Source organism: Mycolicibacter sinensis (assembly GCF_001667945.1).
In the GTDB taxonomy this organism is placed as follows: Bacteria; Actinomycetota; Actinomycetes; order Mycobacteriales; family Mycobacteriaceae; genus Mycobacterium; species Mycobacterium sinense_B.
Window position 1 is genome coordinate 1 of record NZ_LZJK01000143.1, and the last position, 21317, is coordinate 21317.

Annotated in this window: 18 protein-coding genes, 1 tRNA gene and 2 pseudogenes; 11 read left to right on the plus strand and 10 right to left on the minus strand. The window is 66.0% G+C overall.

Annotated elements, in window-relative coordinates; translation table 11 throughout:
- From A5694_RS18315 to A5694_RS18335, 5 genes and pseudogenes are all read left to right on the plus strand, one after another.
- A pseudogene (locus A5694_RS18315) lies at positions 1 to 280 on the plus strand (hypothetical protein); the annotation flags it as partial.
- The gene (locus A5694_RS18320; protein ID WP_207516044.1) at positions 265 to 2694 is read left to right on the plus strand and encodes a cation-translocating P-type ATPase; all 2430 of its coding nucleotides are present in this window, start codon (positions 265 to 267) and stop codon (positions 2692 to 2694) included. The pseudogene A5694_RS18315 and the gene A5694_RS18320, both read left to right, overlap by 16 nt.
- A 26-nt stretch (positions 2695 to 2720) precedes the next feature.
- Positions 2721 to 3158 carry a type II toxin-antitoxin system Rv0910 family toxin gene (locus A5694_RS18325; RefSeq protein WP_064923737.1) on the plus strand — a complete coding sequence of 146 codons (438 nt, stop codon included), beginning with the start codon at positions 2721 to 2723 and terminating at the stop codon, positions 3156 to 3158.
- 173 nt (positions 3159 to 3331) lie between these two features.
- Entirely contained in the window at positions 3332 to 4918 is a 1587-nt protein-coding gene (locus A5694_RS18330) for an ABC-F family ATP-binding cassette domain-containing protein (RefSeq protein WP_064923738.1), read from the plus strand.
- A gap of 9 nt (positions 4919 to 4927) precedes the next feature.
- Complete coding sequence (locus A5694_RS18335; protein WP_064923739.1) at positions 4928 to 5356, plus strand: hypothetical protein; 429 nt, start codon at positions 4928 to 4930, stop codon at positions 5354 to 5356.
- Here the strand turns inward: A5694_RS18335 and A5694_RS18340 are convergent.
- Positions 5346 to 6095, minus strand: a complete 750-nt coding sequence (locus A5694_RS18340) for a 3-oxoacyl-ACP reductase family protein (protein WP_064923740.1) — start codon at positions 6093 to 6095, stop codon at positions 5346 to 5348. The two genes, A5694_RS18335 and A5694_RS18340, sit on opposite strands and share 11 nt — an antisense overlap.
- A 117-nt stretch (positions 6096 to 6212) precedes the next feature.
- Here A5694_RS18340 and A5694_RS18345 point away from each other — a divergent pair, with 117 nt between their 5' ends.
- Positions 6213 to 6764 carry a TetR/AcrR family transcriptional regulator gene (locus A5694_RS18345; protein WP_064923741.1) on the plus strand — a complete coding sequence of 184 codons (552 nt, stop codon included), beginning with the start codon at positions 6213 to 6215 and terminating at the stop codon, positions 6762 to 6764.
- A 4-nt stretch (positions 6765 to 6768) separates the two neighbouring features.
- On the opposite strand, the gene A5694_RS18350 is transcribed toward A5694_RS18345, so the two are convergent.
- The 3 genes from A5694_RS18350 to A5694_RS18360 are packed head-to-tail and all read right to left on the minus strand — an operon-like array spanning position 6769 to position 9664.
- Positions 6769 to 7587, minus strand: a complete 819-nt coding sequence (locus tag A5694_RS18350; RefSeq protein ID WP_064923783.1) for a TIGR03621 family F420-dependent LLM class oxidoreductase — start codon at positions 7585 to 7587, stop codon at positions 6769 to 6771.
- Positions 7588 to 7597: 10 nt separating this feature from the next.
- Positions 7598 to 8662 (minus strand): poly-gamma-glutamate hydrolase family protein, encoded by a 1065-nt coding sequence (locus A5694_RS18355; RefSeq protein WP_185746602.1) that lies wholly within the window; start codon positions 8660 to 8662, stop codon positions 7598 to 7600.
- Positions 8663 to 9664, minus strand: a complete 1002-nt coding sequence (locus tag A5694_RS18360) for a DUF1254 domain-containing protein (protein WP_082952743.1) — start codon at positions 9662 to 9664, stop codon at positions 8663 to 8665.
- A 261-nt stretch (positions 9665 to 9925) separates the two neighbouring features.
- Between A5694_RS18360 and A5694_RS18365 the strand changes: the two genes are divergently transcribed.
- Together A5694_RS18365 and A5694_RS18370 are read left to right on the plus strand one after the other, a co-directional pair.
- The gene (locus tag A5694_RS18365) at positions 9926 to 11893 is read left to right on the plus strand and encodes a hypothetical protein (protein WP_064923743.1); all 1968 of its coding nucleotides are present in this window, start codon (positions 9926 to 9928) and stop codon (positions 11891 to 11893) included.
- Positions 11894 to 12051: 158 nt separating this feature from the next.
- Positions 12052 to 13827, plus strand: coding sequence for an alkaline phosphatase family protein (locus A5694_RS18370; protein ID WP_234786410.1), 1776 nt, complete (start codon positions 12052 to 12054; stop codon positions 13825 to 13827).
- Positions 13828 to 13917: 90 nt separating this feature from the next.
- Here A5694_RS18370 and A5694_RS18375 read toward each other — a convergent pair whose 3' ends face one another.
- The 6 genes and pseudogenes from A5694_RS18375 to A5694_RS18400 form a co-directional block, all read right to left on the minus strand.
- The gene (locus tag A5694_RS18375; protein ID WP_064923744.1) at positions 13918 to 14241 is read right to left on the minus strand and encodes a class I SAM-dependent methyltransferase; all 324 of its coding nucleotides are present in this window, start codon (positions 14239 to 14241) and stop codon (positions 13918 to 13920) included.
- Between the two features lie 9 nt (positions 14242 to 14250).
- Positions 14251 to 14709 (minus strand): cupin domain-containing protein, encoded by a 459-nt coding sequence (locus A5694_RS18380; RefSeq protein WP_234786411.1) that lies wholly within the window; start codon positions 14707 to 14709, stop codon positions 14251 to 14253.
- Positions 14710 to 15287: 578 nt separating this feature from the next.
- Positions 15288 to 16748 (minus strand): FAD-dependent oxidoreductase, encoded by a 1461-nt coding sequence (locus tag A5694_RS18385; RefSeq protein WP_064923746.1) that lies wholly within the window; start codon positions 16746 to 16748, stop codon positions 15288 to 15290.
- Between the two features lie 497 nt (positions 16749 to 17245).
- Positions 17246 to 17782: pseudogene (locus A5694_RS18390) on the minus strand (helix-turn-helix domain-containing protein); the annotation flags it as partial.
- A gap of 111 nt (positions 17783 to 17893) precedes the next feature.
- Positions 17894 to 17969 (minus strand) — tRNA-Arg (locus tag A5694_RS18395).
- Between the two features lie 85 nt (positions 17970 to 18054).
- Positions 18055 to 18582, minus strand: a complete 528-nt coding sequence (locus A5694_RS18400; protein ID WP_064923747.1) for a CGNR zinc finger domain-containing protein — start codon at positions 18580 to 18582, stop codon at positions 18055 to 18057.
- An 80-nt stretch (positions 18583 to 18662) separates the two neighbouring features.
- On the opposite strand from A5694_RS18400, the gene A5694_RS18405 reads away from it, so the two are divergent.
- From A5694_RS18405 to A5694_RS18415, 3 genes are read left to right on the plus strand one after another with little or no spacing between them, the layout of a single operon-like run.
- Positions 18663 to 19535 carry an alpha/beta fold hydrolase gene (locus tag A5694_RS18405; protein WP_064923748.1) on the plus strand — a complete coding sequence of 291 codons (873 nt, stop codon included), beginning with the start codon at positions 18663 to 18665 and terminating at the stop codon, positions 19533 to 19535.
- Positions 19536 to 19549: 14 nt separating this feature from the next.
- A complete protein-coding gene (locus tag A5694_RS18410; protein ID WP_207516048.1) occupies positions 19550 to 20239 on the plus strand; it encodes a haloacid dehalogenase type II in 690 nt (229 codons plus the stop codon).
- Positions 20240 to 20269: 30 nt separating this feature from the next.
- Positions 20270 to 21316, plus strand: a complete 1047-nt coding sequence (locus tag A5694_RS18415) for a zinc-binding alcohol dehydrogenase family protein (RefSeq protein WP_064923749.1) — start codon at positions 20270 to 20272, stop codon at positions 21314 to 21316.
- Position 21317: the final 1 nt, after the last annotated feature.

A 21317-nucleotide genomic window follows, 5' to 3' on the forward strand; every position in this document is an offset into this window, starting at 1 on the left:
CCAGTGGATCGGCACCAGCGCGCCGCCCTTGACGTCGAGGTGGGCCCGGACGGCCTCCTCGGGGTTCATGTGCACGTTCCGGCTGGCGCCGCACCGGTGGGACGAGCCGGTGGAACGGCTGCTGGCCGCCGCCGCCGAAGCCGGTGTCGCCGTGGCGGTTCCGAGACCCGGCGGTTCAGTGAGGCTCGACGGAGGAGAGCCGAAGCTGGGACCGCCGTATGAACCCGGCGAGCGGATCCGGCTGGGCGCCAACGACGTCGCGCCGTGGTGGCGGCCTTGACCGTCACGCAGAGCGCGGCCGGGCTCACCGACGCCGAAGTCGCGCAGCGGGTTGCGCAGGGACAGACCAACGACATCCCGGTGCGCGCCGCACGCAGTGTGCGCGAGATCATCCGGGCGAACGTCTTCACCCGGATCAACGCGATCCTGGGAGTGCTGCTGGCCATCGTGGTCACCACCGGATCGCTGATCAACGGGCTGTTCGGACTGCTCATCGTCTTCAACAGCGTCATCGGCATGGTGCAGGAGATCCGGGCCAAGCAGACGCTGGACAAGCTGGCCATCGTCGGGCAGGCGAAACCCTTGGTGCGCAGGCAATCCGGGACGGTGCCGCTGCCCGCCCGGGAAGTGGTGCTCGGCGATGTCATCGAACTCGGCCCCGGTGACCAGATCGTCGTCGACGGCGACGTCGTCGAGGTGGCCGATCTGGAGGTCGACGAGTCCCTGCTGACCGGTGAGGCCGACCCGGTCGGCAAGAGCATCGGCGATCCGGTGATGTCGGGCAGTTTCGTGATCTCCGGAAGCGGTGCCTACCGGGCCACCCGGGTCGGCCGCGAGGCCTACGCGGCCAAACTGGCCGAGGAGGCCAGCAAGTTCACCCTGGTGAAATCCGAACTGCGCAATGGCATCAACCAGATCCTGAAATTCATCACCTACCTGCTGATCCCGGCCGGCCTGCTGATCATCTACACCCAGCTGTTCACCACCGACGTGGGCTGGCGCGCCTCGGTGCTGGCAATGGTCGGGGCGCTGGTGCCGATGGTTCCCGAGGGCCTGGTGCTGATGACGTCGCTGGCGTTCGCGGTGGGGGTGGTGCGCCTCGGGCGGCGGCAGTGCCTGGTACAGGAACTGCCCGCGATCGAGGGCCTGGCCCGCGTCGACGTCGTCTGCGCCGACAAGACCGGCACCCTGACCGAAAACGGGATGCGGGTGGCTGACGTCACCGAACTTCCCGGCGCCGAAGGACTTCCGGTACACGAGGCGCTGGCCGCGCTGGCCGCCGAGGACGCCCGTCCCAACGCCAGCATCCAGGCGATCGCCGAGGCGTTCCCGACATCGCCGGGCTGGACGTCAAGTGGCTGCGCGCCGTTCAAATCGGCCACCAAGTGGAGCGGCGTGTCGTTCTCCGACCACGGCGACTGGGTGATCGGGGCCCCCGACGTCCTGCTCGACCCGTCATCGGCGGCCGCCGAACAGGCCGAGCGGATCGGGGCGCGCGGCCTGCGGGTGCTGCTGCTGGGGTCCAGTGACCGGCCCGTCGACCACCCCGACGCACCCGGGCAGGTCACCCCGGTGGCGCTGGTGGTGCTGGAGCAGAAGGTGCGGCCCGACGCCCGTGCCACGCTGGATTATTTTGCCGAACAAGAAGTCACGGTGAAGGTGATCTCCGGCGACAACGCGGTCTCGGTGGGCGCGGTGGCCGAGGAATTGGGATTGTCGGGGGGCGCGATGGACGCCCGCCAGCTGCCGACCGAGCCGGACCGGCTGGCCGGCGCGCTGGAGGAACACACCGTCTTCGGCCGCGTGCGCCCGGATCAGAAGCGGGCCATGGTGCATGCCTTGCAGGCCCGCGACCACACGGTGGCCATGACCGGTGACGGCGTCAACGACGTGCTGGCGCTCAAAGACGCCGACATCGGTGTCGCAATGGGCGCGGGCAGCTCCGCGGCGCGCTCGGTGGCGCAGATCGTGTTGCTGGACAACAAGTTCGCCACGCTGCCCTATGTGGTGGGCGAAGGACGCCGGGTGATCGGCAACATCGAACGCGTGGCGAACCTGTTTTTGACCAAGACGGTGTATTCGGTGCTGCTCGCCCTGCTGGTCGGCCTGGTCGGGCTGGCGTCGGCGCTGTTCGGCACCAAGCCGCTGCTGTATCCTTTCCAGCCGATCCACGTCACGATCGCCGCCTGGTTCACCATCGGCATCCCGGCGTTCATCCTGTCGCTGGCGCCGAACAACGAACGGGCACACCCGGGATTTGTTCGGCGGGTGATGAGCGGGGCGCTGCCGGCCGGCCTGGTGGTGGGGGTCGCCACCTTCAGCTCCTACCTGCTGGCCTATCGCGGCAGTGAAGCCACCGCCGTACAGCAGATCCAGGCGTCCACCACCGCTCTGATCACGCTGCTGACCACCGCCGGGTGGGTGCTGGCCGTGGTGGCGCGGCCCTATCAGTGGTGGCGGCTGACGCTGGTGATCTGCTGCGGCCTGGCCTATGTGGGCATCTTCGCGATCCCGTTGGCGCGGGAGAAGTTCCTGCTGGACCCCTCCAACGTCGCGCTGACGTCGCTGGCGCTCGGCGTCGGGGCCCTCGGTGCCGCCGCCATCGAGGCGATCTGGTGGGTGCGCGGCGCGATGCTCGGTGAGCGGCCCAAGTTGTGGCGGGAGCCGGCAACGACCACAATGACCCAGCGATAAACCGTGACACAAGGGGAAAGCACGACATGGCCAAGCTCTCCGGATCCATCGACGTCCCACTGCCTCCCGAGGAGGCCTGGGCACACGCCTCGGATCTGTCGCGCTACAAAGAGTGGCTGACCATCCACCGGGTGTGGCGCAGCGCACTGCCCGAGACCCTGGAGAAGGGCACGACGCTCGAGTCGATCGTCGAAGTCAAGGGCATGCCCAACCGGATCAAGTGGACGATCGTGAACTACAAGCCCCCGACCGGGATGACCCTCAACGGGGACGGCAAGGGCGGCGTCAAGATCAAGCTGCTCGCCAAGGTCACCCCGGTCGGCGACGGCTCCAAGGTCAGCTTCGACGTCCATCTGGGCGGGCCGGCGCTGTTCGGCCCGATCGGCATGCTGGTGGCTGCCGCGCTGAAGAGCGACATCAACGAGTCGCTGCAGAAGTTCGTCGCGGTTTTCGCGCCGGCTTAATCGGTTGCGCACCCCGTCATCTCGCGGCTAGGGTGGCGGACGTTCCCGCACAGGAGGTCTGGAGAATGACAGGCATCGCCGGTCTCGCGCCGCTGTCCGCGCGCTGATCACCGACGAATCGCCGTAGTCGCGTCCCGGTTGTCAGCGCCCCCGCTGACCCTTCCGGAGACCTCATGTCCAAACCCGTTGCTGACGTCAGTTCCGTTGTCACCCTGACCGAGGTCGGCTTCAGCTGGCCCGACGGCAGCACCGCGCTGGCCGGCGTCAGCGGTTCGTTCGGCACCGGCCGCACCGGCGTGGTCGGAGTCAACGGAGCCGGCAAGTCCACCCTGCTGCGCCTGATCGCCGGGGAGCTCGCGTGCTCAACCGGGCGCATCGCCACGGCCGGCGAGGTGGCCTACCTGCCGCAGCTGCTCACCCTCGACGTCGGTGCGTCGATCGCCGAATTGCTCGGCGTTGCTGCACAACTCGCCGCCTTGCGCGCGATCGAACGCGGTGATGCCGACCAGGCGCACTTCGAGGTCCTCGGCGATGACTGGGACATCGAAACTCGCGCTGACGCCGCACTTCGGCCGATCGGGCTGGGTTCGGCCGACCTGGATCGGCGCGCCGGCACGTTGTCCGGCGGCGAGGCGATGCTGGTGGCGTTGACCGGTCTGCGCCTGGCGGCCGCCCCGATCACCCTGCTCGACGAACCGACCAACAATCTCGACCGGGTCGGCCGTGAGCGGTTGGCGCAGCTGGTCGGATCGTGGCCGGGCACGCTCATCGTGGCCAGTCATGACACCGCGTTGCTGGAGCAGATGGACAGCATCGCCGAGCTGTACGACGGGCGGCTGAGTTCCTTCGGGGGGCCCTACAGCGCCTGGCGGGCGCACCTGGACGCCGAGCAGGCCGCCGCCCGGGCGGCCGCCCGCACCGCAGAACAGGTGGTCAAGATCGAGAAGCGCCAGCGCGTTGACGCCGAGACGAAACTCGCCCGACGCAACCGCACGGCCCAGGTCGCCCGTCAGAACAAGCGCGCCCCGAAGATCGTGATGAACCAATGGGGCTCCAACGCGCAGGTTTCGGCAGGCAAGCTGCGCGGCCAGCTCGATGGCCGGGTGCGCGACGCGCAAGCCGAATCCGATGCCGCATCCGCCCGGGTCCGCCACGACGAACACATTCGCGTCGACCTGCCGGACCCGGACGTGCCGGCTAGCCGCCGGCTGGCCGAGTTGCCGGGCGTCGACGGGCCGATCATCGTGGCGGGACCAGAGCGCATCGCCCTGGACGGCCCGAACGGGGTCGGCAAGACCTCACTGCTCGAAGCGCTGCTGAGCGGTGCGGGCGGACGGCTGCAGACCGACCGGGTCGGCTATCTTCCGCAGCGGCTGGATCATCTCGATGACACGGTGTCCGCATTCGATGCCGTGTCGGCGATATCCGGTCGCGAGCCGCGGGCCGTGCGCGCCCAACTCGCCCGGTTCCTTTTGGACGCCGACTGTGTGGGCCGGCCGGTCGGCACGCTGTCCGGCGGGGAGCGGTTCCGCGTCGCGTTGGCTCAGCTGCTGCTCGCCGACCCGCCGCCGCAGCTGCTGCTGCTCGATGAACCCACCAACAACCTCGATCTGGCCAGCGTGGATCAGCTGGTCGACGCGCTGGCCGGCTACCGCGGAGCGTTCATCGTGGTCAGTCACGACGACGCCTTCCTGGCGCGGCTCGGCGTGACCCGGACATGGGCGATGCCGCGCCGCGGTGAGCTCGTCGATGCCGGTTAGTGTCACAACATGACCCGCTCGCGTCCCGGTTGGCTCATCGCGCTGTTCGCCGTGATCCTGTCGGTCAGTACGTGGCTGCCATGGCTGACCACCTCGGCCAACGGCGGCGGGCGCGCCAATGCGATCGGCGGCAGTGTCGGCAGCATCGCGCTGCCACCGCGCTTCGGCGTCGGTCAGCTGATCGTGCTGCTAGCGGCCGTCCTGCTGGTGACCGGCGCGATGATCGGCCGGGGACTGTTCACCAGGCTGGCATCGGTTGCCGCCGTGCTGATCTCACTGGCTATCGCCGGGCTGGGGGTGTGGTACTACCGGCTGAACGTGGTCGCGCCGATCATCGCCGGGTATGGGATCTACATCGGGGCCGTGGCCGTGACCGGCGCGCTGGCCTGTTCGGTGTGGGCGCTGGTGTCGGCCGCACGATCGCGGGCTACACGGTGAATCCGCCGTCAACGTTCCAGTTCGCACCGGTGACGTAGCCGGACTCCGGGCCCGCCAGGAAGCTCACGATGGCGGCGACGTCGCTCACCTGCCCGTAGCGCCCCAGTGCCATCACCTTCTTCAGGCTCTCCGGGAACTCGCCACCGTTGTCGGGATTGGCATCAGTATCGATGGGACCGGGCTGCACGTTGTTGACGGTGATGCCCCGCGGACCGAGATCGCGGGCAAGCCCCCGGGTGAACGAGGCCACTGCGCCCTTGGTCATGCCGTATACCGACAATCCGGGGACCGGGATCTTATCGGCGTTGATGCTGCCGATGTTGATGATCCGCGAGCCTTCGCCCAGGTGCTTCACCGCGCTGCGCACCGCCCAGTACATTCCGCCGATGTTGACCGCCACAAGACGGTCGTACTCTTCGGCCGGAAACTCATCGATCGGGGCAATATGAGCAACCGCAGCGTTGTTCACCAGCACATCCAAGCCGCCGAGTTCGGCGACAGCTTGCTCGACTGCGGCCGTGATCTGGGCGGGATCGGCCGAGTCGGCCTTGATCGCAACGGCCTTACCGCCGTTGGCGGCGACTTCGGCGACGAGTTTCTCGGCATCGGTCGCTGAGGCCGAATAGGTAAAGGCCACGGCGGCTCCATCGGCGGCCAACCGCCGTACCGTCTCCCGGCCGATTCCGCGTGAACCTCCGGTGACCAGCGCGCGCCGTCCGGTCAGGGTTGCTGTGCTCATGTCGTCGCCTCCAGACAATTACGAACCGAAATGTTACTAAGTATGCTGAGGTCAAGCGGGGATTGCGGGAGCTGCATTCCCGCTGTGAGCGACATCACAGGAAGGGTGGGGTGTGCGATGGCGGTGGGGCGGCCCCGGGAATTCGACCCCGATCAGGTCGTGGACCAGGCGATGACGCTGTTCTGGGCGCGCGGCTTCGACGGCGTCTCGATCTCAGACATCGCGGCGGCGACGAACACCAATCGCCGCAGCATTTACGCGGAGTTCGGCTCCAAACAGAAGCTGTACGAGCGGGCGGTCCAGCATTACCTTGCCGGGCAGGGCGGTTATGTCATGGACGCGTTGGCGATGCCGAGCGCCCGCGGCGTTGCCGAAGCGCTGGTGCACGGCGCGGCCGAAACGTCTAGCAGCGGTCCGCGTGGTTGCCTGACGCTCGACAGTGGACCGGGAACCGCCGAGATGCGTGAGGCCACGGTGCACCGGATCGCCGAGCGATTCGACGGCGCGGTGGCCGACGGCGAACTGTCCGGCGTGGACACCGTGGTGCTCGCGCGCTGGATTGCTGCGGTCTGTCAGGGCATCGCGATCCAGGCGCGCAGCGGAGCAGACCGCGCGGATCTGCACGCACTGGCCGACCTGGCATTGGCTGGCTGGCCCGCCGGCCGTTAGCCGGTCAGCGCAGCGCGGCAATGACTTTCGCGAAAGCTGCGGCGTGATTCTGCTGGACCGTGAAATAGCTCAACCCGTACCGGCGGCGGTAGTCGCGCAACGTGTCGGCCATCTCGCGCGGTGACCCGGATAACACGGCGGGCATGGCCAGCAGCTCCTGGTCCGACAGGGTCGGGGCGAACTGGCGAGTCAGCGTGAGGTCGGGAATCCCGGAGGCGTCGGTCGGCACGGCCGTGATGGCCAGGTTCAGTTCCAGGGCGTCGAACCGATCACCGGCAGCCGCGCGGACAAAGGAGATGCGTTCTGCCAATGGGTCTTCCGCGTCGGCTACCCGCGACCCGGTCAGGCCCACGATGTCGGCGTGCCGGGCGGCCACCGTAAGCAGCCGATCGCCACTGCCGGCGATCAGGATCGGTACCCGAGGCTGGTGAGTCGCCACATAGGTTGTCACGTGCTCCAGGTACTCGATGCGCCGGGCGGCACTGGGGAACGGCAACTCGGCGGCCGCGAACTCCGCGCGAACATAGCCGGCACCCAGTCCGACCTCCAGTCGGCCCCCGGACAGCAGATCGGTGTCGGCGATGTCGCGGGTCAGCAGCGCCGGCTTGTAGAAGCAGGCGTTGAGCACGTAGGTGCCCAGCCGGATCGTCGTGGTGGCCGCCGCGGCCGCCACCAGGGCGGGGAAGGGGGCCGGAGCACCGAGATGATCCGGCACGTGGAGCACATCGAAGCCGAATTCCTCCATGCGACGAGCCATCTCGGCCAGCCCGGCCGCCGACCGGATCGAATGCAAACCCACACCGAAGCGAAACTGCTTGTCCACCAACTACCTCCTACCTAGCCCAGGTGCGGGCCGCGGCCGTCAGGCCACGCACCAGCGCCGACGTCACCGGCGACAGGCCGTCCGCGCCGGGCGGCTGGCTGCGAGGACTGATGCCCCGCACCCGCGGCGACAGTTCCAGCTGGGTCCCGCCGCCCCGCACTTGATTCACCGGATTCGCCGGGTGCAGGCCCCGCAATCCGACCGGGATCGCGTTCAGATCGGTGATCACCTGATAGCCCGGCAGATCGAGGCATCGGGCGACGTGCGCGGCCAGCCGGCGGTTGCAGCCCCCGGCCAGCAGCTGCGTGCTGCGCCCGATCCGGCCGTACCCGTGCAGCGACACCACGACGTCGACATGGTCGAGGAACTCGGCAAGCCGTGCCGACTCCGCGGCGAGGTAGCGGGCCGAGGGCAGGTGGCGCGGATACCCATCGGGATGCCGCACCAGGTACACCGATGCGTCGGCGGCCTCGGCGGCGCGGTCGGCGATCACGTCGGTCATCTGCTCCAGACCCCCACCGTGAACGGCTAGGAATCCGAAGCGCGACCGCAGGTGGCTCTCCTCGATGACCCCGGGGTCGGCCAACAGTTCCGAGAGTGACTGGGGCGCCGCGTCATTGCCGGGTGGGGTGCGCAGCGGCCACTGGACCGGATCCCAGCGGCGGAGAAACTCGATCCACGCCGGGGGCAGCCCATGTTGGCCGGCCGCGCCGATGATGCGTTCCAGGTAGCCGTCCCGCGGTGCACCAGGCTGCACCCGATGGTCGATATACACCCACGCCGGCGCTGACCCGTCGGTGGTGTGCACCGTCAGCCGATCACGGCGGTAGCGCACCGGCACACCTTCGGCGCTGTCCAACGCGGCCAGGTCGCGGTCGGACACCCGCCACAGCACCCCGTGCACCCGCGAACCCGGGAACGGCTCAACGGTGGCGACCCCGCGCTGGTTGATCAGCCAATCGTGGTCGGCCAGCACCGCCGGGCGGGGATCGCACGCCTCGGGGCAGCGGCGCGCCATCTGCTGTGCGCACAGGTTGGACCCGTACGCGAAGTAGGCATGCCGCGTCATCGACATTCAGCGTGGCGGCCGTGCCGGAGTGGGAGGTGGTGGAGCCGGCCGGGTATCCGGGCCGGCCGTCTCAAGCGGTTGCGCCTCGGGGAAAACCCACTTGCCGGAGAGGATCTCCCGCTTGGGCTGGTAGAGCCGGACCAGGTAGTTCCATCCCGGGGTGATCGGCAGGCAGTTGGGCGTGTTGCTGGCCGTGCACCCGCCGAACTGCACGGTGACCGAGTTGTCCTCTGCCTTCGTCGCGGTGATGTCGTTGACCGAGTAGGCCTGTTGCGGGTTCTCGGTGAAGTAGCCGTTCTTGTTGTAGACGCTGACCGACCAGAAGGCTTTCACCGGAACGTCTTTGACGGTCAGCCGGTACACGGTGTGGCCGTCGTTGCGGGTCGGGGTGACATTGAGGTACAGCGCGTCGGTCTCGGGGTTGCCGCCCCAGGCCGCAGCGGCCCCGATCAGATGCCGCACCGGGTCGGTGTCGGCCAAGGTGCCGAACATGCCCCGGGTGTCTGGAATGGTCTCGGCCAACTCCAGCAGCGCGTCGCTGACCTTCTTCTGGCTGACCGGATCCCACCGCGGCACATCGAAGCTGCCCGAGTTCTCCTGGGCCACCGTGATCTGGTCCTGCAAGCCGCGTGCCGTGGCCAGATCCGCCGGATCCTTGGGGTCGGCCAGGATGCGGACAGTGACCATGACGTAACGGGTGCCGACCTGCCGTTGATCGAGCGTGTGTTCGCCGCTGCCGTAGAACATGTCGGTGACGTACTCGTCCTGGCTGATCACCTGCGCCGACATGTACCGCTCACCCGGATCGGGCAGCGTGATCGTCACCGGCGCGGCCTGCAAGTCGAACACCGCCGCGGAATACAAGGTGTCCCGGTTGGGCCGCACCACCAGCTGCCGGTCGATCGGGGTGACATCACGCATGTGGAAGAAACGGCCGAAGCCGTTCTCGTTGACGACGTTGGTGAATTCCTGGTCGGTGACGGCCCGCACGAAGTTGTCCGGTGTCACCAACACCATGCCGTTCGGGGTGCTGCGGGCCTGGTGCGTCAGCGGGTCCGGGCCGGCTTTGGTCACCGTCAGTCCACAGCCGGAGAGTGCCAGTGCCGCTAGGCCGAACGTAGAAACCCACCGCTTCCACATGCAGGGCAACCTACCCCCTGCAGTTTGCGGGCGGGCTATTGCACACAGTCTTGCCCGCACGTATGGTCCGAATGAGATTTAACCGTCAATAGGTCGAGTAAATAGTTAACCAATGTGAGGAGAGCGGCCGTGGACCTGACCGGGAGCGCCGAATCGACACGCTCTTCTCGGAGTCAGGCCCGGCGGTTCGGGATCGCCGCAGCAGCAGTCGGCAGCGCGCTGTCGATGGTGGTGGGCACTCCGTTGGTCACTGCTGGCAGCGCCGCACCCGCGGTGGCATTGACCGCGGGATATCAGCAGGCACTCGATGACCTGCTCGCTGCCATGAAGCAAGCCGTCGCCAATGACCTGTCCCTGCCCTACGCCTCACCCGGCGACGCGGACACGCTGATGACGATGTTGCAGAACACCAACTACGAACTGATCACCACCGGGTTGTCGCGGGTCACCGAGCTGTTCAACGGGGTGTTCTTCCAATCGCCCGAAGTGGTCGCCGGCAATGTCGCCGACTCTCGCCAATACTTCGACTACTTCACCCCCGACATCTACTACCACGTCACCGCGGGGCTGGCGCCCGGCGCGACGTACAAGCTCACCGGAACCCTCGGCGGGGGAACCGAGCACTTGTCGATCAGCACCACGGCCGTCACCGGTGCCACCGCCCACACCATCGAGGATCTGGAACTCAACCACGGCCTGGTGGTCGACGCCAACGGCAACTTCACCGTCTACATCGGACCCGAAGCGCCGGCCGGCGCCGTCAACTTCCTGGATTCCACGGACGCCACCGTCGGCGGCGCCGCGTCCCTGCTGATCCGCGACATGATGGGCGACTGGGCCAAGGGGCCCGGCAACATCAGCCTGCAGTGTGTCGCCGACTGCCCGCCGTTCTTCTCCATCCCCGCCGGCGGCTTCTTCCCCACGGAGGGGGGTGGAACCGACGTGCCGAGCGGGCCGGCCAACATCGGCTCCGTCGACGACGTGTTGAACATGCTGTTCAGCGCCTTCGCCCAGATCGTCGTCCCGTTCAACCAGCGCAGCATCGAAGGTGGGGCCTCGGTGGGCATGGAGGTGCCCGCCAACACGATGATGACGCTGGCGCCGGAGACCAGCTACGGAGTCGGTCTGGAGTCCGCGGTCGTCACCGGCGGCAACTGGGATCTGGATCCCGGTGAGGCGCTGATCCTGAAGGTGCCGACCGTCGAGGCGGCCTACAGCGGCATCGAGCTGATGAACGTCTACGGTGGTGCGCTGCCCTATGTGATGGCCCAGACCACCCTCAACAACACCACCACCTACCATGCCGACGACGGCTACACCTATTACGTTGTGAGCGCGACGAATCCGGGCGTGGCCAACTGGCTCGACACCGGCGGACTCAGCACAGGTGAGATCTTCGCGCGCTTCGAGAACGTCACCGATCGTGCCGACGCGCTCGGCCTGGGTGTGGAGACGCACGTGGTGTCGATTGACGACATCGACCAGTACCTGCCCACCGACACGCCGACCGTCAGCCCCGAAGAGTTCGCCGCTGACATGGCCCGACGGGTGTTCTCCTACGACTACGCGCTGGATGTGTCGCGGATCCACGCCCAGCCCGCGTGGGTGCTGCAGCATCTTGAGCTGAACGCGCTGTCGGCCCTAATGGGCAAGGAGGACTTCGAGTCGGTGTTCGGCAGCCAGCCCTTCACTCCGATCGAGCTGCGGTTCACCGACGCGCTGAGCCCGGACTGGGATGCGGTCATGCGCAGCGTCTTCGAGCACCCGATGGAAAGCCTGACCTCGGTGTGGAATGCCCTGCCGGTGCTGACCAGCGACATCACCCTGCCGATCACGCTGGCGCTGGCCCAGACCGCTATGGCGGTGGTGATGCCGCAGATGCTGGTCACTGCCCTCAACGACGCGCTGTTCAACCCGAACACCAGCATCCTGTCCGGTCTGCTCAACGCCCGCGACGACCTGGCGACGGTGATCCTGAGCGGCAACAGCGACTGGCCGACCGAACTGAGCGCGCAGGCGGCCCAGCAGTGGGCCAACATGGCCGACCTGATCGCGAACACCCCGAGCTTCGACCTCAACGATCTGTTCGGCGGCTGATCCAGCCGTTGACGTCCCGAAAAACGTAACAATCTGGTAACTCGGCGCTGCTTGCCTGCTTGGCGGCAGCTGAGGACGATTGGGCCATGGCTCATGGCCGTCCCAGGACGGCAAAACTGGCTACCCGGAAGGGGACCGCACGCCGCGGTTGGCGCGCGGTGGGGGTGACCGCGGCCAGCGTGTACTCCGCGGTGGGGCTGGGGCTGCTGGCGGCGCCCGAAGCCCAGGCCGATGAGTTCGACGTGATCATCGACCAGGTCCTCAATGCGATCACCGGGTTCTTGGAGCAGGACTCGGTCAGCAGTGTGTTGGGTCCGCAGCTGGACACCGAGCTCGTCAGCTGGTTCAACAGCCTCGATCCGGTTGCCCCGGTCAGCGTTGACGCGTCGCAGATGAGCCAGAACCTGCTGGTCAACCCGGGCTTCGAAATAGCCGATCCCTCCGGGTCGGGGTACAGCGGGGTGACCATACCGGGCTGGACGGAGACCGGCACCCCGACCGTGATCGCCTACGGCAGCCCGGTCGGTTATCCGTCGCCACTGTCATTTCCCCTTCCGACGGTGACGGGCCTGTTTGGCTTTCCGCAGGATGCGCCGCCAGGCGGCGGCGACAATTTCGCCGGCGGCGGCCCGGTGGGCACGTCCAGCATCAGCCAAACCGTCGACCTCACCGGCGCCGCCGGAACGCCGTACTCGCTGAGCGCGGATCTCGGCGGCCAAACCTGGAACCCGTCCTACGCCTCAGTGCAGGTCACCTTCTATGACGCCAATGGAGACGTGCTCGGCACCGGCGCGCTCAACCCGGTCACGGTATGGGATCGCCTGGGCTTCACCGGGTTCGAGCAACGCGAGATCACCGGGACGGTTCCCGAGGGCACCACCTCCGCAACGGTGACCACCACCTTCACCGACACCAACCAGTACCTCGGCGCCTACAACGGCGCCTACGCCGACAACGAGTCGTTCACCGTCGGCGATCCAAACCTCGCCCCGGCGCCGCTGCTCCCACCGGACTCCGATGTCGGCCACCTGGATCACGTGTTCGTGATCTACATGGAGAACAAGGGCTTCGACGACATCGTCGGCAGCCCCAACGCGCCGTACATCAACAGCCTGATCAACACCTACGGGTCTGCGAACAACTACTACGCGCTGAGCCACCCCAGTGATCCCAACTACATCCGGGTCCTGGGCGGATCGGACTTCGGCATCGACTACAACTCCGCCCCGAACTCCATCGACGGACCGAACCTCATGCAAGAAATGGATCAGGCGGGCATTTCGTGGGCCGGCTACGCGCAGAGCATGCCGTCCCCAGGGGCCATCGTGTCATCGGGGGACTACGCCGTCGACGAATTGCCCTTTACCCAATTCAGCTACGTCTACGGCAACACCCCCGACTACCTGGAAGAGCACCTGCTTCCGTTGACGCAGTTGGCCACCGATCTCGCACACCCGAGCACCTTCCCGGGATTCACCTGGATCGCGGCCAACGAGGACAACAACATGGAAGGCCCGGTCGATACGTTTAGTGGGATTCTGCAGTTCATCGCCACCCAGTTGACCGACCATCAGTACAACGTCGCGGCGGGCGACCAGTTCCTCCAGCAAGAGATCTCCACCATCGAGAACTCGGCACTGTGGACTGACCCGACGCAGAAGGACGCGATCATCGTCACGTTCGACGAGGACAACAACAACTTGTCGCTGGGCTTCGGCAACCAAGGCAATCACGTTCCGATGATCGTCATCCCGAGCGAGGGCGCGGTGACGCTCGGTGGAATGCAATCCGGCAACTTCGCCACCGACGACTACTACAACCAGTACAGCCTGCTGGCCACCATCGAAGACGCCCTGCGCACCGCGCCCGGAACACTGGCCCCGCTCACCGACAACGACATGTACGCCACACCGATGAATGCCTTCTGGAAGTGATGGTGTCCCGGGCAGCAAGTGATTCCTCTTGAGGCCCGGGTGTTGGCCCCGGCTAGTCGCTACGGGTCAGTCTCGAGTTCTTGAACTCGATCACCTCGGGTCGATAGATCGCGTAAGCGACGCTGCCGCCGGCCATTCCAGGCGGTAGGCACGCGAGTCCAGCCCAGATCCTACGATCACCGCCTGCCGGATGCCGGCGGATAACACGCTGGGAAAGAAACCATCGAAAAATCGCGCGCGTACGGCGAAAAAATCTATCAGCCAACCGGTTTCAACGTCGGCGAACGCCGGCTCACCGCTGGCCAACCGGGCGAACAGCTCGACACCGACAGCGCCGACGAGGGGTTCGCCGAACGGATCATTGATGATTGGCTCCGCTTGCCTGCTGGCCGCTGCCGTGGCTGCGGCTGCCATGGTTGCCGGTCACGCTGTGAATGCCGGTAACGTTATGCCGACAGCTGCATTCTCCTCTGCCGTTGCCAGTCGGTAACCGAAGCGGTTTGCAGTCTCGGCGAAGCGCGCCACTTCGCGAGCAGTCGGCGGTGGGGAACCAATTGGGCGACCGACTTCCCGAAAGAACCGGCCCATGACTGCCGTTGTGATGACCAGATCGACAGCGGGTTCGCCGGACAGATTGCGATGGGCGTGTGGGGCATTGCCGGCCACGCGGATGTAATCGCCGGGGTGGGCATCGCGCCATTGCGGGCCGTCCTCGCCCTCGACAAGAACTTGGTGACCACCCGCGAGGATGAAGAAATCTTCAAAGTCGTCGTGGCTGTGCAGCGGGACGGTGACCCCGGGCGGAAGGACCGCGCGCATGACGCAAATCTGCTCGTTGTCCTTCGGCGTCAGGAACTCAATGATCGGTCCGAAAACGTCCACCGTTGGCCCTCCGGTTCCGTCAGCAAGCCGGCCGAAGATGGCGCCTGTGTCATTGGGCGGTGTCATTCTTTCTGTTTGCCTCTCAAAAGTATTCGGAGTAGTGACGTCGGCACGTCAGCCGTCAGCATCGGTTACACCAATGCCAAGTCTTCGCCGCCCCAGCCGGTTCCGGAGGGCGAGCTGGCCCAATACCGTCCATGGTTCGAGACACGCGTCGATTTTGGGGGCGAGCCGTGCGGCCCCGACGTACGGCGATCTCATCACCGATCGCGGGAACAGTGAGCCGAGATGGTCGGGCAGCCCAAAACGAGTCCACCCAGTTCCCAACCGCGGTGAGATAACTGGCGCTTGCCAACGCTGACGGTGAGTAGCGCGTGTGAAGCGGTTGTTCTATCAGACCGCCCCTAAACACGGCTAAGCCCTTTCACTTGGGCGCGGATTGTGGCCGCGGCGACGATCACGAAGGACACCACCATGCGGAATTCCTCGTCGATAGCGTGGATTTCGATGCAACGGACGAGGGCGACCAGTCCAAGACTTCAACCATCACTTACCCGGTAATTCCCTATGGTGCCGTCTTATCTGGGAATGTCGGTCGCGGTGGTGTCTCGGGGCACCATCGGTGACGTCGCCTTCTGAGCTACTCCCCGCTTTCGCGACTTCTTGAGTACCCGAAGCATTGTCGACGGGCGCAGCAAGTGGGAGGGTCGATCAACCAGGTTCATCGACCGCAGGAATTGCTGGACCACTGCTGGATCGGTTTCGGCGGCGGCCAGCACCCGGTCCAGGTAAGCGTTGAAGATCCGCATAGACAGCGATCGCCTCCCCGCTATTTGGGGCAAAGCCAGGTCTGAAGCCACCGCCGCCTGCCAGGCCACACGGATCTCTTTGGCCGACGCGCGAAAGAAACGCTGCGGTAGGTTGCGGTCGCCTTGCTGCAGGCAGTGGCGCAGGACGTGCGCTTCGATGGCGGCCACCGACATGCCCTGCCCGTAGAGTGGATTGAAGTTACATAGTGCGTCCCCCATGACGATCAGGCCGCCGGGCATTCGCCCCAACTGGTCGTAGCGGCGCCACCTGTTCGAGGGAAACCGATAGTGCGTCATGTCGGCGAGTGGCTCGGCGCGGCGCGCGGCGTCCAGCACGTGCCTGGGCGCCATGTCGGCCAGGCAGTCCAGCAGCGCGGCGCGATCGGCGGGCGGTTTTTGTCCGGCCACCGTCTGGACCGCAAGCCGATAGGTGTCGTTCTCGCCGGCGAACATCGCGAAGCACACAGGACGGTTCGGCTCGGGGCCGCTGAAGGCGAGGTACTCGCGCAACGTGCCCGGCGGTAGGTGGACCGGCAGGCCGGCGTAGCTGACGTGCACCGTGAGCTGGTCTTCGCGGGGGCGAGGATAGCCCAGTTCGTCGAGAAACACCGGTGCCCGTGAGCCACGTCCGGTGGCGTCCACGACAAGGTCGGCCGCCAGGGTCGTCTGGGCGCCAGAGTCGCGCCGCGCCACCACAACACCGGTCACGCGGTCCCGTTTCGGAACCGATGTCAATCTCACCGCATCGTGACCCTGCACGATCTCCACGTTGGGAACGGCAAGCGCCCTGCGACGCAGGATCCACTCGATGAACGGCCGGCTGACGTAGTAGCTGACTATCGAATCAGGGTCGGGAATCGTGCCAGATCGCAAGAACCGGTGCCCGCCAAACGATACCCAAAACCGTGACAGGTCACCGTCGTTCCACACCCGCGCGCCACCGGCGACCAGCTCGTCGACGAAACCGGGAAACAGCTCACCCATGATCTGCACCCCGCGCGCTGCCGGAAGGTGGGGCAGGTCGCCTTGCGCCACACCGCGACGGGGCGCCGGTCCGTCTGGGAGGATATCTCGTTCGACCACTGTCACACTGTTGTAGAAGTCAGCAAGCACCCCGGCGGCCAATAACCCACCGATGCTGGCCCCAAGTACGACTGCGGACTCGCCAAGTTCGGGCCCGTTGTCTCCTTGCCATGGCGAGGCTGTGTTGATGGGCGGTCCGATCGACATCTACTGCCTTTCATGGGTATTAGGTTCGGGCTTCTTACAGCGCGGCAGACGATGGCGCGTGAACCTCCTCGCTTACGCAACCTTCGAAACAGTCTGCTGGAAACAAGGTCTGTCCGCCGACGGCTATTTGAGCCGTCCTTCCCACAAGATCGGACGCGGCCGGCCCATACTCGGACCCGCCTGTCGGCCAACATAACTGGTTGTGGGATGCGGACTTAGTACCTAAATTGCTGATGTCGGAGAACATGCCGGCCACCAGAGCCACCCGATCCCGGCGGCACTCCAAATCAGCAGCATCGTGAATCGCCGTGGGTTTGATGGCGGCTCGGGCTATGGGATTTCGACCAGGGTTTGGTCGGTACGTTGCCCAGCGTAGAAGGTGTCTTCGAACTCGGCCGGAGGCACGTCGTTGAGGTAGCCGTGGAGCCGGGCCGTGTTGTGCCAGTGAACCCAGCTCAGGGTGGCCAGTAGACGTCTTCGGCGGTCTTCCACGGCCCGCTCCGGATGGGTCCGTAGATCAGCTCGGCACGTTCCCGCGTCATCAAGTGCGCACCGGTGCACATCCGGGAATGGTCATCGATACCGGTCAATGCTTTGGCGCTGGCGCCATCGGCCAGCGGGAACCCGCCGACGATATCCATCTGCCACAGCCCCATCGCAGCGCTACGTTCCCGCGTTTCCATTTCCGCGACCGCCGCTGCCGCGACTCGGCATCGATCATGGCGGCCCGCACCAGGCGCCCAAACCGCCGACGCCGACGGCAGCGGCCTCATACCCCGCTTATCCAGCTCGAACACCAACCGCCGCGGCCCCCGATACGGCCGCGACCGCGGCAACTCCAACACCACCGCCTCAACCTCGGCCGGCATCTGATGCGGACAGTGCACCGGCCGATGCGACCGGTCCTTGAGCCCTTCGAAGCCCTCGGCTTCATACCGGGCCAGCCAGCCATGCATCGTCTGCCGCGACACATTCGCCTGTTCAGCGGCCTGCGCCGCTTGATACCGCTGCTCAGCCACGCTCAACTCCCTCATCCAGGGAGTGTCAAGGATCAACCGAAGTAACTGTCAACCATCAGCCGAAACACTGTCAGCCATCACCCGAAGCCGAAACGTCGAGCATCACCCGACGTCATACAGAAGTAATGGTGCCCCCGGGCAGATTCGAACTGCCGACACCGGCTTTAGGAGAGCCGTGCTCTATCCCCTGAGCTACGGGGGCGGGGATCTGTGGAAATAGGTGTTGAGAACTCTAGTGGATCGCCGAGAGACGCACGGTGCGAGACGGTGCGTTCGCCGTTCTGGCCTCAATCGCCGCTCGCAGCTCTGCTCCGCTGGTAGTGCCGGCGCGCCTTCATGCGGTTGCCGCAGATGGCCATCGAGCACCACCGGGCCGTGTTGGGTTTGCTGCGATCGATCAGGAACAACCGGCAGTCGGGATTGGCGCAGGGCCGAAGACGCCCGGGACTGGAGATCCGTAGCGCGTCCCAGGCGAGGATCGCCCGCGCGGCGGCCGGCGGGGTCGCCTGCGTGGTCAGTGTCCAGGTCAGGCCGTCGTCGCTGAGAGCGGGGGACAGGCCGACTCCGTCCAGGAACGGCTGTAGTGCCCGCGGCGACCGGTCGCCGCGCACCACGTCTTGCAGGGCAGTCCGTACGTCGACGAGTTCTTGTAGCTGCTGCTCGTTTGCCGGGCCGGCGTCGCGGGAATCCAACCAGGCTTGTGCGGTAACCGGGTCTTCGAGTTCGTCGCGGGCCACGCCGTCGATGACGGGGGTGGAGTTGAGCAAGTCCAACAGCAACGCCTCGTCGCCGGGCCCGGCCGCAACGATATCCATATAACCTCCAAATGCCTATTGACAGGTTACATCAGAGGTGCTTGGCTCCTAACTATCAAAATCAAGTTAAGGAGTTAGGCATGGTGGCTACGGTGCGACACCACTACGCGGCCGTCGACGGGCGCCGGTTGTTCTACCGCGAGGCGGGAAGCGCCGATGCACCGGCGATCGTGCTGCTGCACGGCTTTCCAACAAGCTCGTACATGTTCCGGGACCTCATCACCCGCCTGGGCGAGGACTATCACGTCGTCGCCCCCGACTACCTCGGCTTCGGCTACTCGGATATGCCGCTGGTGACCGAGTTCGACTACACCTTCGACAATCTCGCGGCGCTCACCCAGAAGCTGCTGGATCAGCTCGGGTTGGACCGCTACGCGATCTATGTTCAGGATTACGGGGCGCCGATCGGATGGCGACTGGCGCTGAGCCGGCCCCACACCATCAGTGCGATCGTCACGCAGAACGGCAACGGCTACGACGAGGGCTTCATCGAGAGCTTCTGGAAAACCGTCTGGGACTACCAGCGTGAGCAGACTGCCGAGACCGAGGCGGCCATCCGCACAGCGCTGACTGTCGAGTCGCTCAAATGGCAGTACCTGACCGGTGCACCGGATGAGTCTGTGGTCAGCCCCGACACGTGGACCCTGGACAGCGCACTGCTGTCCCGGCCGGGCAACGACGAGATTCAGCTCGCGCTGTTCCGGGACTACGCGACCAATCCGCCGATGTACCCCGCACTACACGAGTACCTGCGCACCAGCAGAGTCCCGGTGCTGGCCGTCTGGGGACAAGGGGACCCGATCTTCGGCCCGGACGGCGCCCGGGCATTCGACCGGGACGCCCAAGACGCCGAAATCCATCTGCTCGACGGCGGCCACTTTCTGCTGGAGACGGCCGCCGAGGAAATCGGGCAGTTGGTCAAGGACTTCTTGTACCGGGTCAACGGGCGGTGACGGCCATGTCCGGCATCGAGCGGCCCGCCGTGCTGGTCTTCGACGTCAACGAAACCCTTCTCGACATCGAAGCGCTAGAGCCCTTGTTCACAAGGCTTTTCGGTCGGCCCGGTGTGCTACGGGAGTGGTTCGACCAGCTCGTCCTGTACTCGATGACCGTCACCCTGGCGGACTGTTACACCGACTTCAGCTCCCTTGGGCAGGCCGTGTTTCGGATGCTCGCCGAGGTACATGCCGTTGAGTTGTCGGCCAGTGACGCAGCGGCTCTCGCCGACGCGCTGGCCACCATGCCGGCGCATCCCGACGTCGTTCAAGGGCTGTCACGACTGCGTGACGACGGCTACCGGCTGGTGGCGCTGACCAACTCGCCGTTCTATCCCGGTCGTGCGACGGCATTGGAAACCGCGGGTCTCGAAGGTCTTTTCGAGCGCCGGTTCACCGTCGACGAGCTACGGGTCTTCAAGCCCACAACGGCGCTGTATCGGCACACGGCACATGCCCTGGGTGTGCGGCCCTCGGCCTGCATGATGGTCGCCGCGCATGCCTGGGACACCATCGGCGCACAAGCCGCCGGATTCAGCGGCGCCCTCATCACCCGCCGTGGCAACGCGCCGTTGCGCGTCGACGGCGTCTACCAGCCCGCCGTCATCGCAGGAGACCTCGTCGGCCTCGCGCGGCAACTGACCCAGCTTTCCGAAACGTAATACACCAACAACATTCAGAGGAGAATCACCATGACCACGACACCCGCACCGGCTATTCCGACTCACCCAGCGGTGGTGCGAGAAGCCGCGGGCGGCCCGACTATGCGCGCCATCGTTCTCGACGGCTTCGGGGGCCTGGACACCTTGACCTACACCGACATCCCCAAGCCGCTGCCCAAGCAGGGCGAGGTGGTGATCCGGGTCAAGGGATTCGGAATCAACCACGCTGAAATGCATATGCGTCGGGGTGAATGGGCCGAGGCCGCCGAAGTCAGCGGCATCGAGTGCGTCGGCATCGTCGATTCCTGCCCGGGAGGAGAATTCCCGGTCGGCGCCAAGGTCGCGGCGCTGATGGGCGGGCTGGGCCGCACGATCAACGGCAGCTACGCGCAATTCACCCGGGTGCGTGCCGAGAATGTCGCGCTGATCGAATCGGACCTGCCGTGGGCTCAGCTGGCCGCACTTCCGGAAACCTACGCCACTGCCTGGACCTGCCTGTTCCGCAATCTCGGCCTGACTGCCGGCCAGACCCTCGTGATCCGCGGGGCGACATCGTCTTTCGGTCAGGCGGCAGTGAAACTGGCCGTGGAGGCGAAAGCCCACGTGATAGCAACCACGCGTAAGCGGGAACGGTTCGGCTTGCTGACGTCGCTCGGCGCTGAACGTGCCGAGCTGGAGACTCCCGATCTCGGTGCCCACATTGCCGAAGCCAAGCAGGTCGACGCCGTTCTCGACCTCGTCGGCAACAGCACGATTCTGGACTCTTTAGACATGCTGCGCCGAGGCGGTACCGCGTGTTTGGCCGGCTGGCTCGGGGGACTGGACCCGATCGCTGACTTCAATCCGCTGTTACAGATGGCCAGTGGGGTCAACCTCAGCTTCTTCGGCAGCTTCGTGTTCGGCTCCCCGGGGTTCGCGTTATCGGATGTCCCGCTTCAGGACATCGCGAACAAGGTGCGCGACGGTCGCCTGGATGTCAGGCCCTCCCGCGTGTTCACCTTCGACCAGGTTCGCGAAGCGCATCGGGTCATGGAGGCAGGAGAGGCCGGCGGAAAGATGGTGGTGGTCCTCGACTGAG

Coding starts and splice junctions, on each gene's coding strand:
- A5694_RS18325 (WP_064923737.1), top strand. CDS start 2,721: ATGGCCAAGCTCTCCGGATCCATCGACGTCCCACTGCCTCCCGAGGAG.
- A5694_RS18330 (WP_064923738.1), top strand. CDS start 3,332: ATGTCCAAACCCGTTGCTGACGTCAGTTCCGTTGTCACCCTGACCGAG.
- A5694_RS18335 (WP_064923739.1), top strand. CDS start 4,928: ATGACCCGCTCGCGTCCCGGTTGGCTCATCGCGCTGTTCGCCGTGATC.
- A5694_RS18340 (WP_064923740.1), bottom strand. CDS start 6,095: ATGAGCACAGCAACCCTGACCGGACGGCGCGCGCTGGTCACCGGAGGT.
- A5694_RS18345 (WP_064923741.1), top strand. CDS start 6,213: ATGGCGGTGGGGCGGCCCCGGGAATTCGACCCCGATCAGGTCGTGGAC.
- A5694_RS18355 (WP_185746602.1), bottom strand. CDS start 8,662: ATGTCGATGACGCGGCATGCCTACTTCGCGTACGGGTCCAACCTGTGC.
- A5694_RS18375 (WP_064923744.1), bottom strand. CDS start 14,241: ATGGCAGCCGCAGCCACGGCAGCGGCCAGCAGGCAAGCGGAGCCAATC.
- A5694_RS18385 (WP_064923746.1), bottom strand. CDS start 16,748: ATGTCGATCGGACCGCCCATCAACACAGCCTCGCCATGGCAAGGAGAC.
- A5694_RS18400 (WP_064923747.1), bottom strand. CDS start 18,582: ATGGATATCGTTGCGGCCGGGCCCGGCGACGAGGCGTTGCTGTTGGAC.
- A5694_RS18405 (WP_064923748.1), top strand. CDS start 18,663: ATGGTGGCTACGGTGCGACACCACTACGCGGCCGTCGACGGGCGCCGG.
- A5694_RS18415 (WP_064923749.1), top strand. CDS start 20,270: ATGACCACGACACCCGCACCGGCTATTCCGACTCACCCAGCGGTGGTG.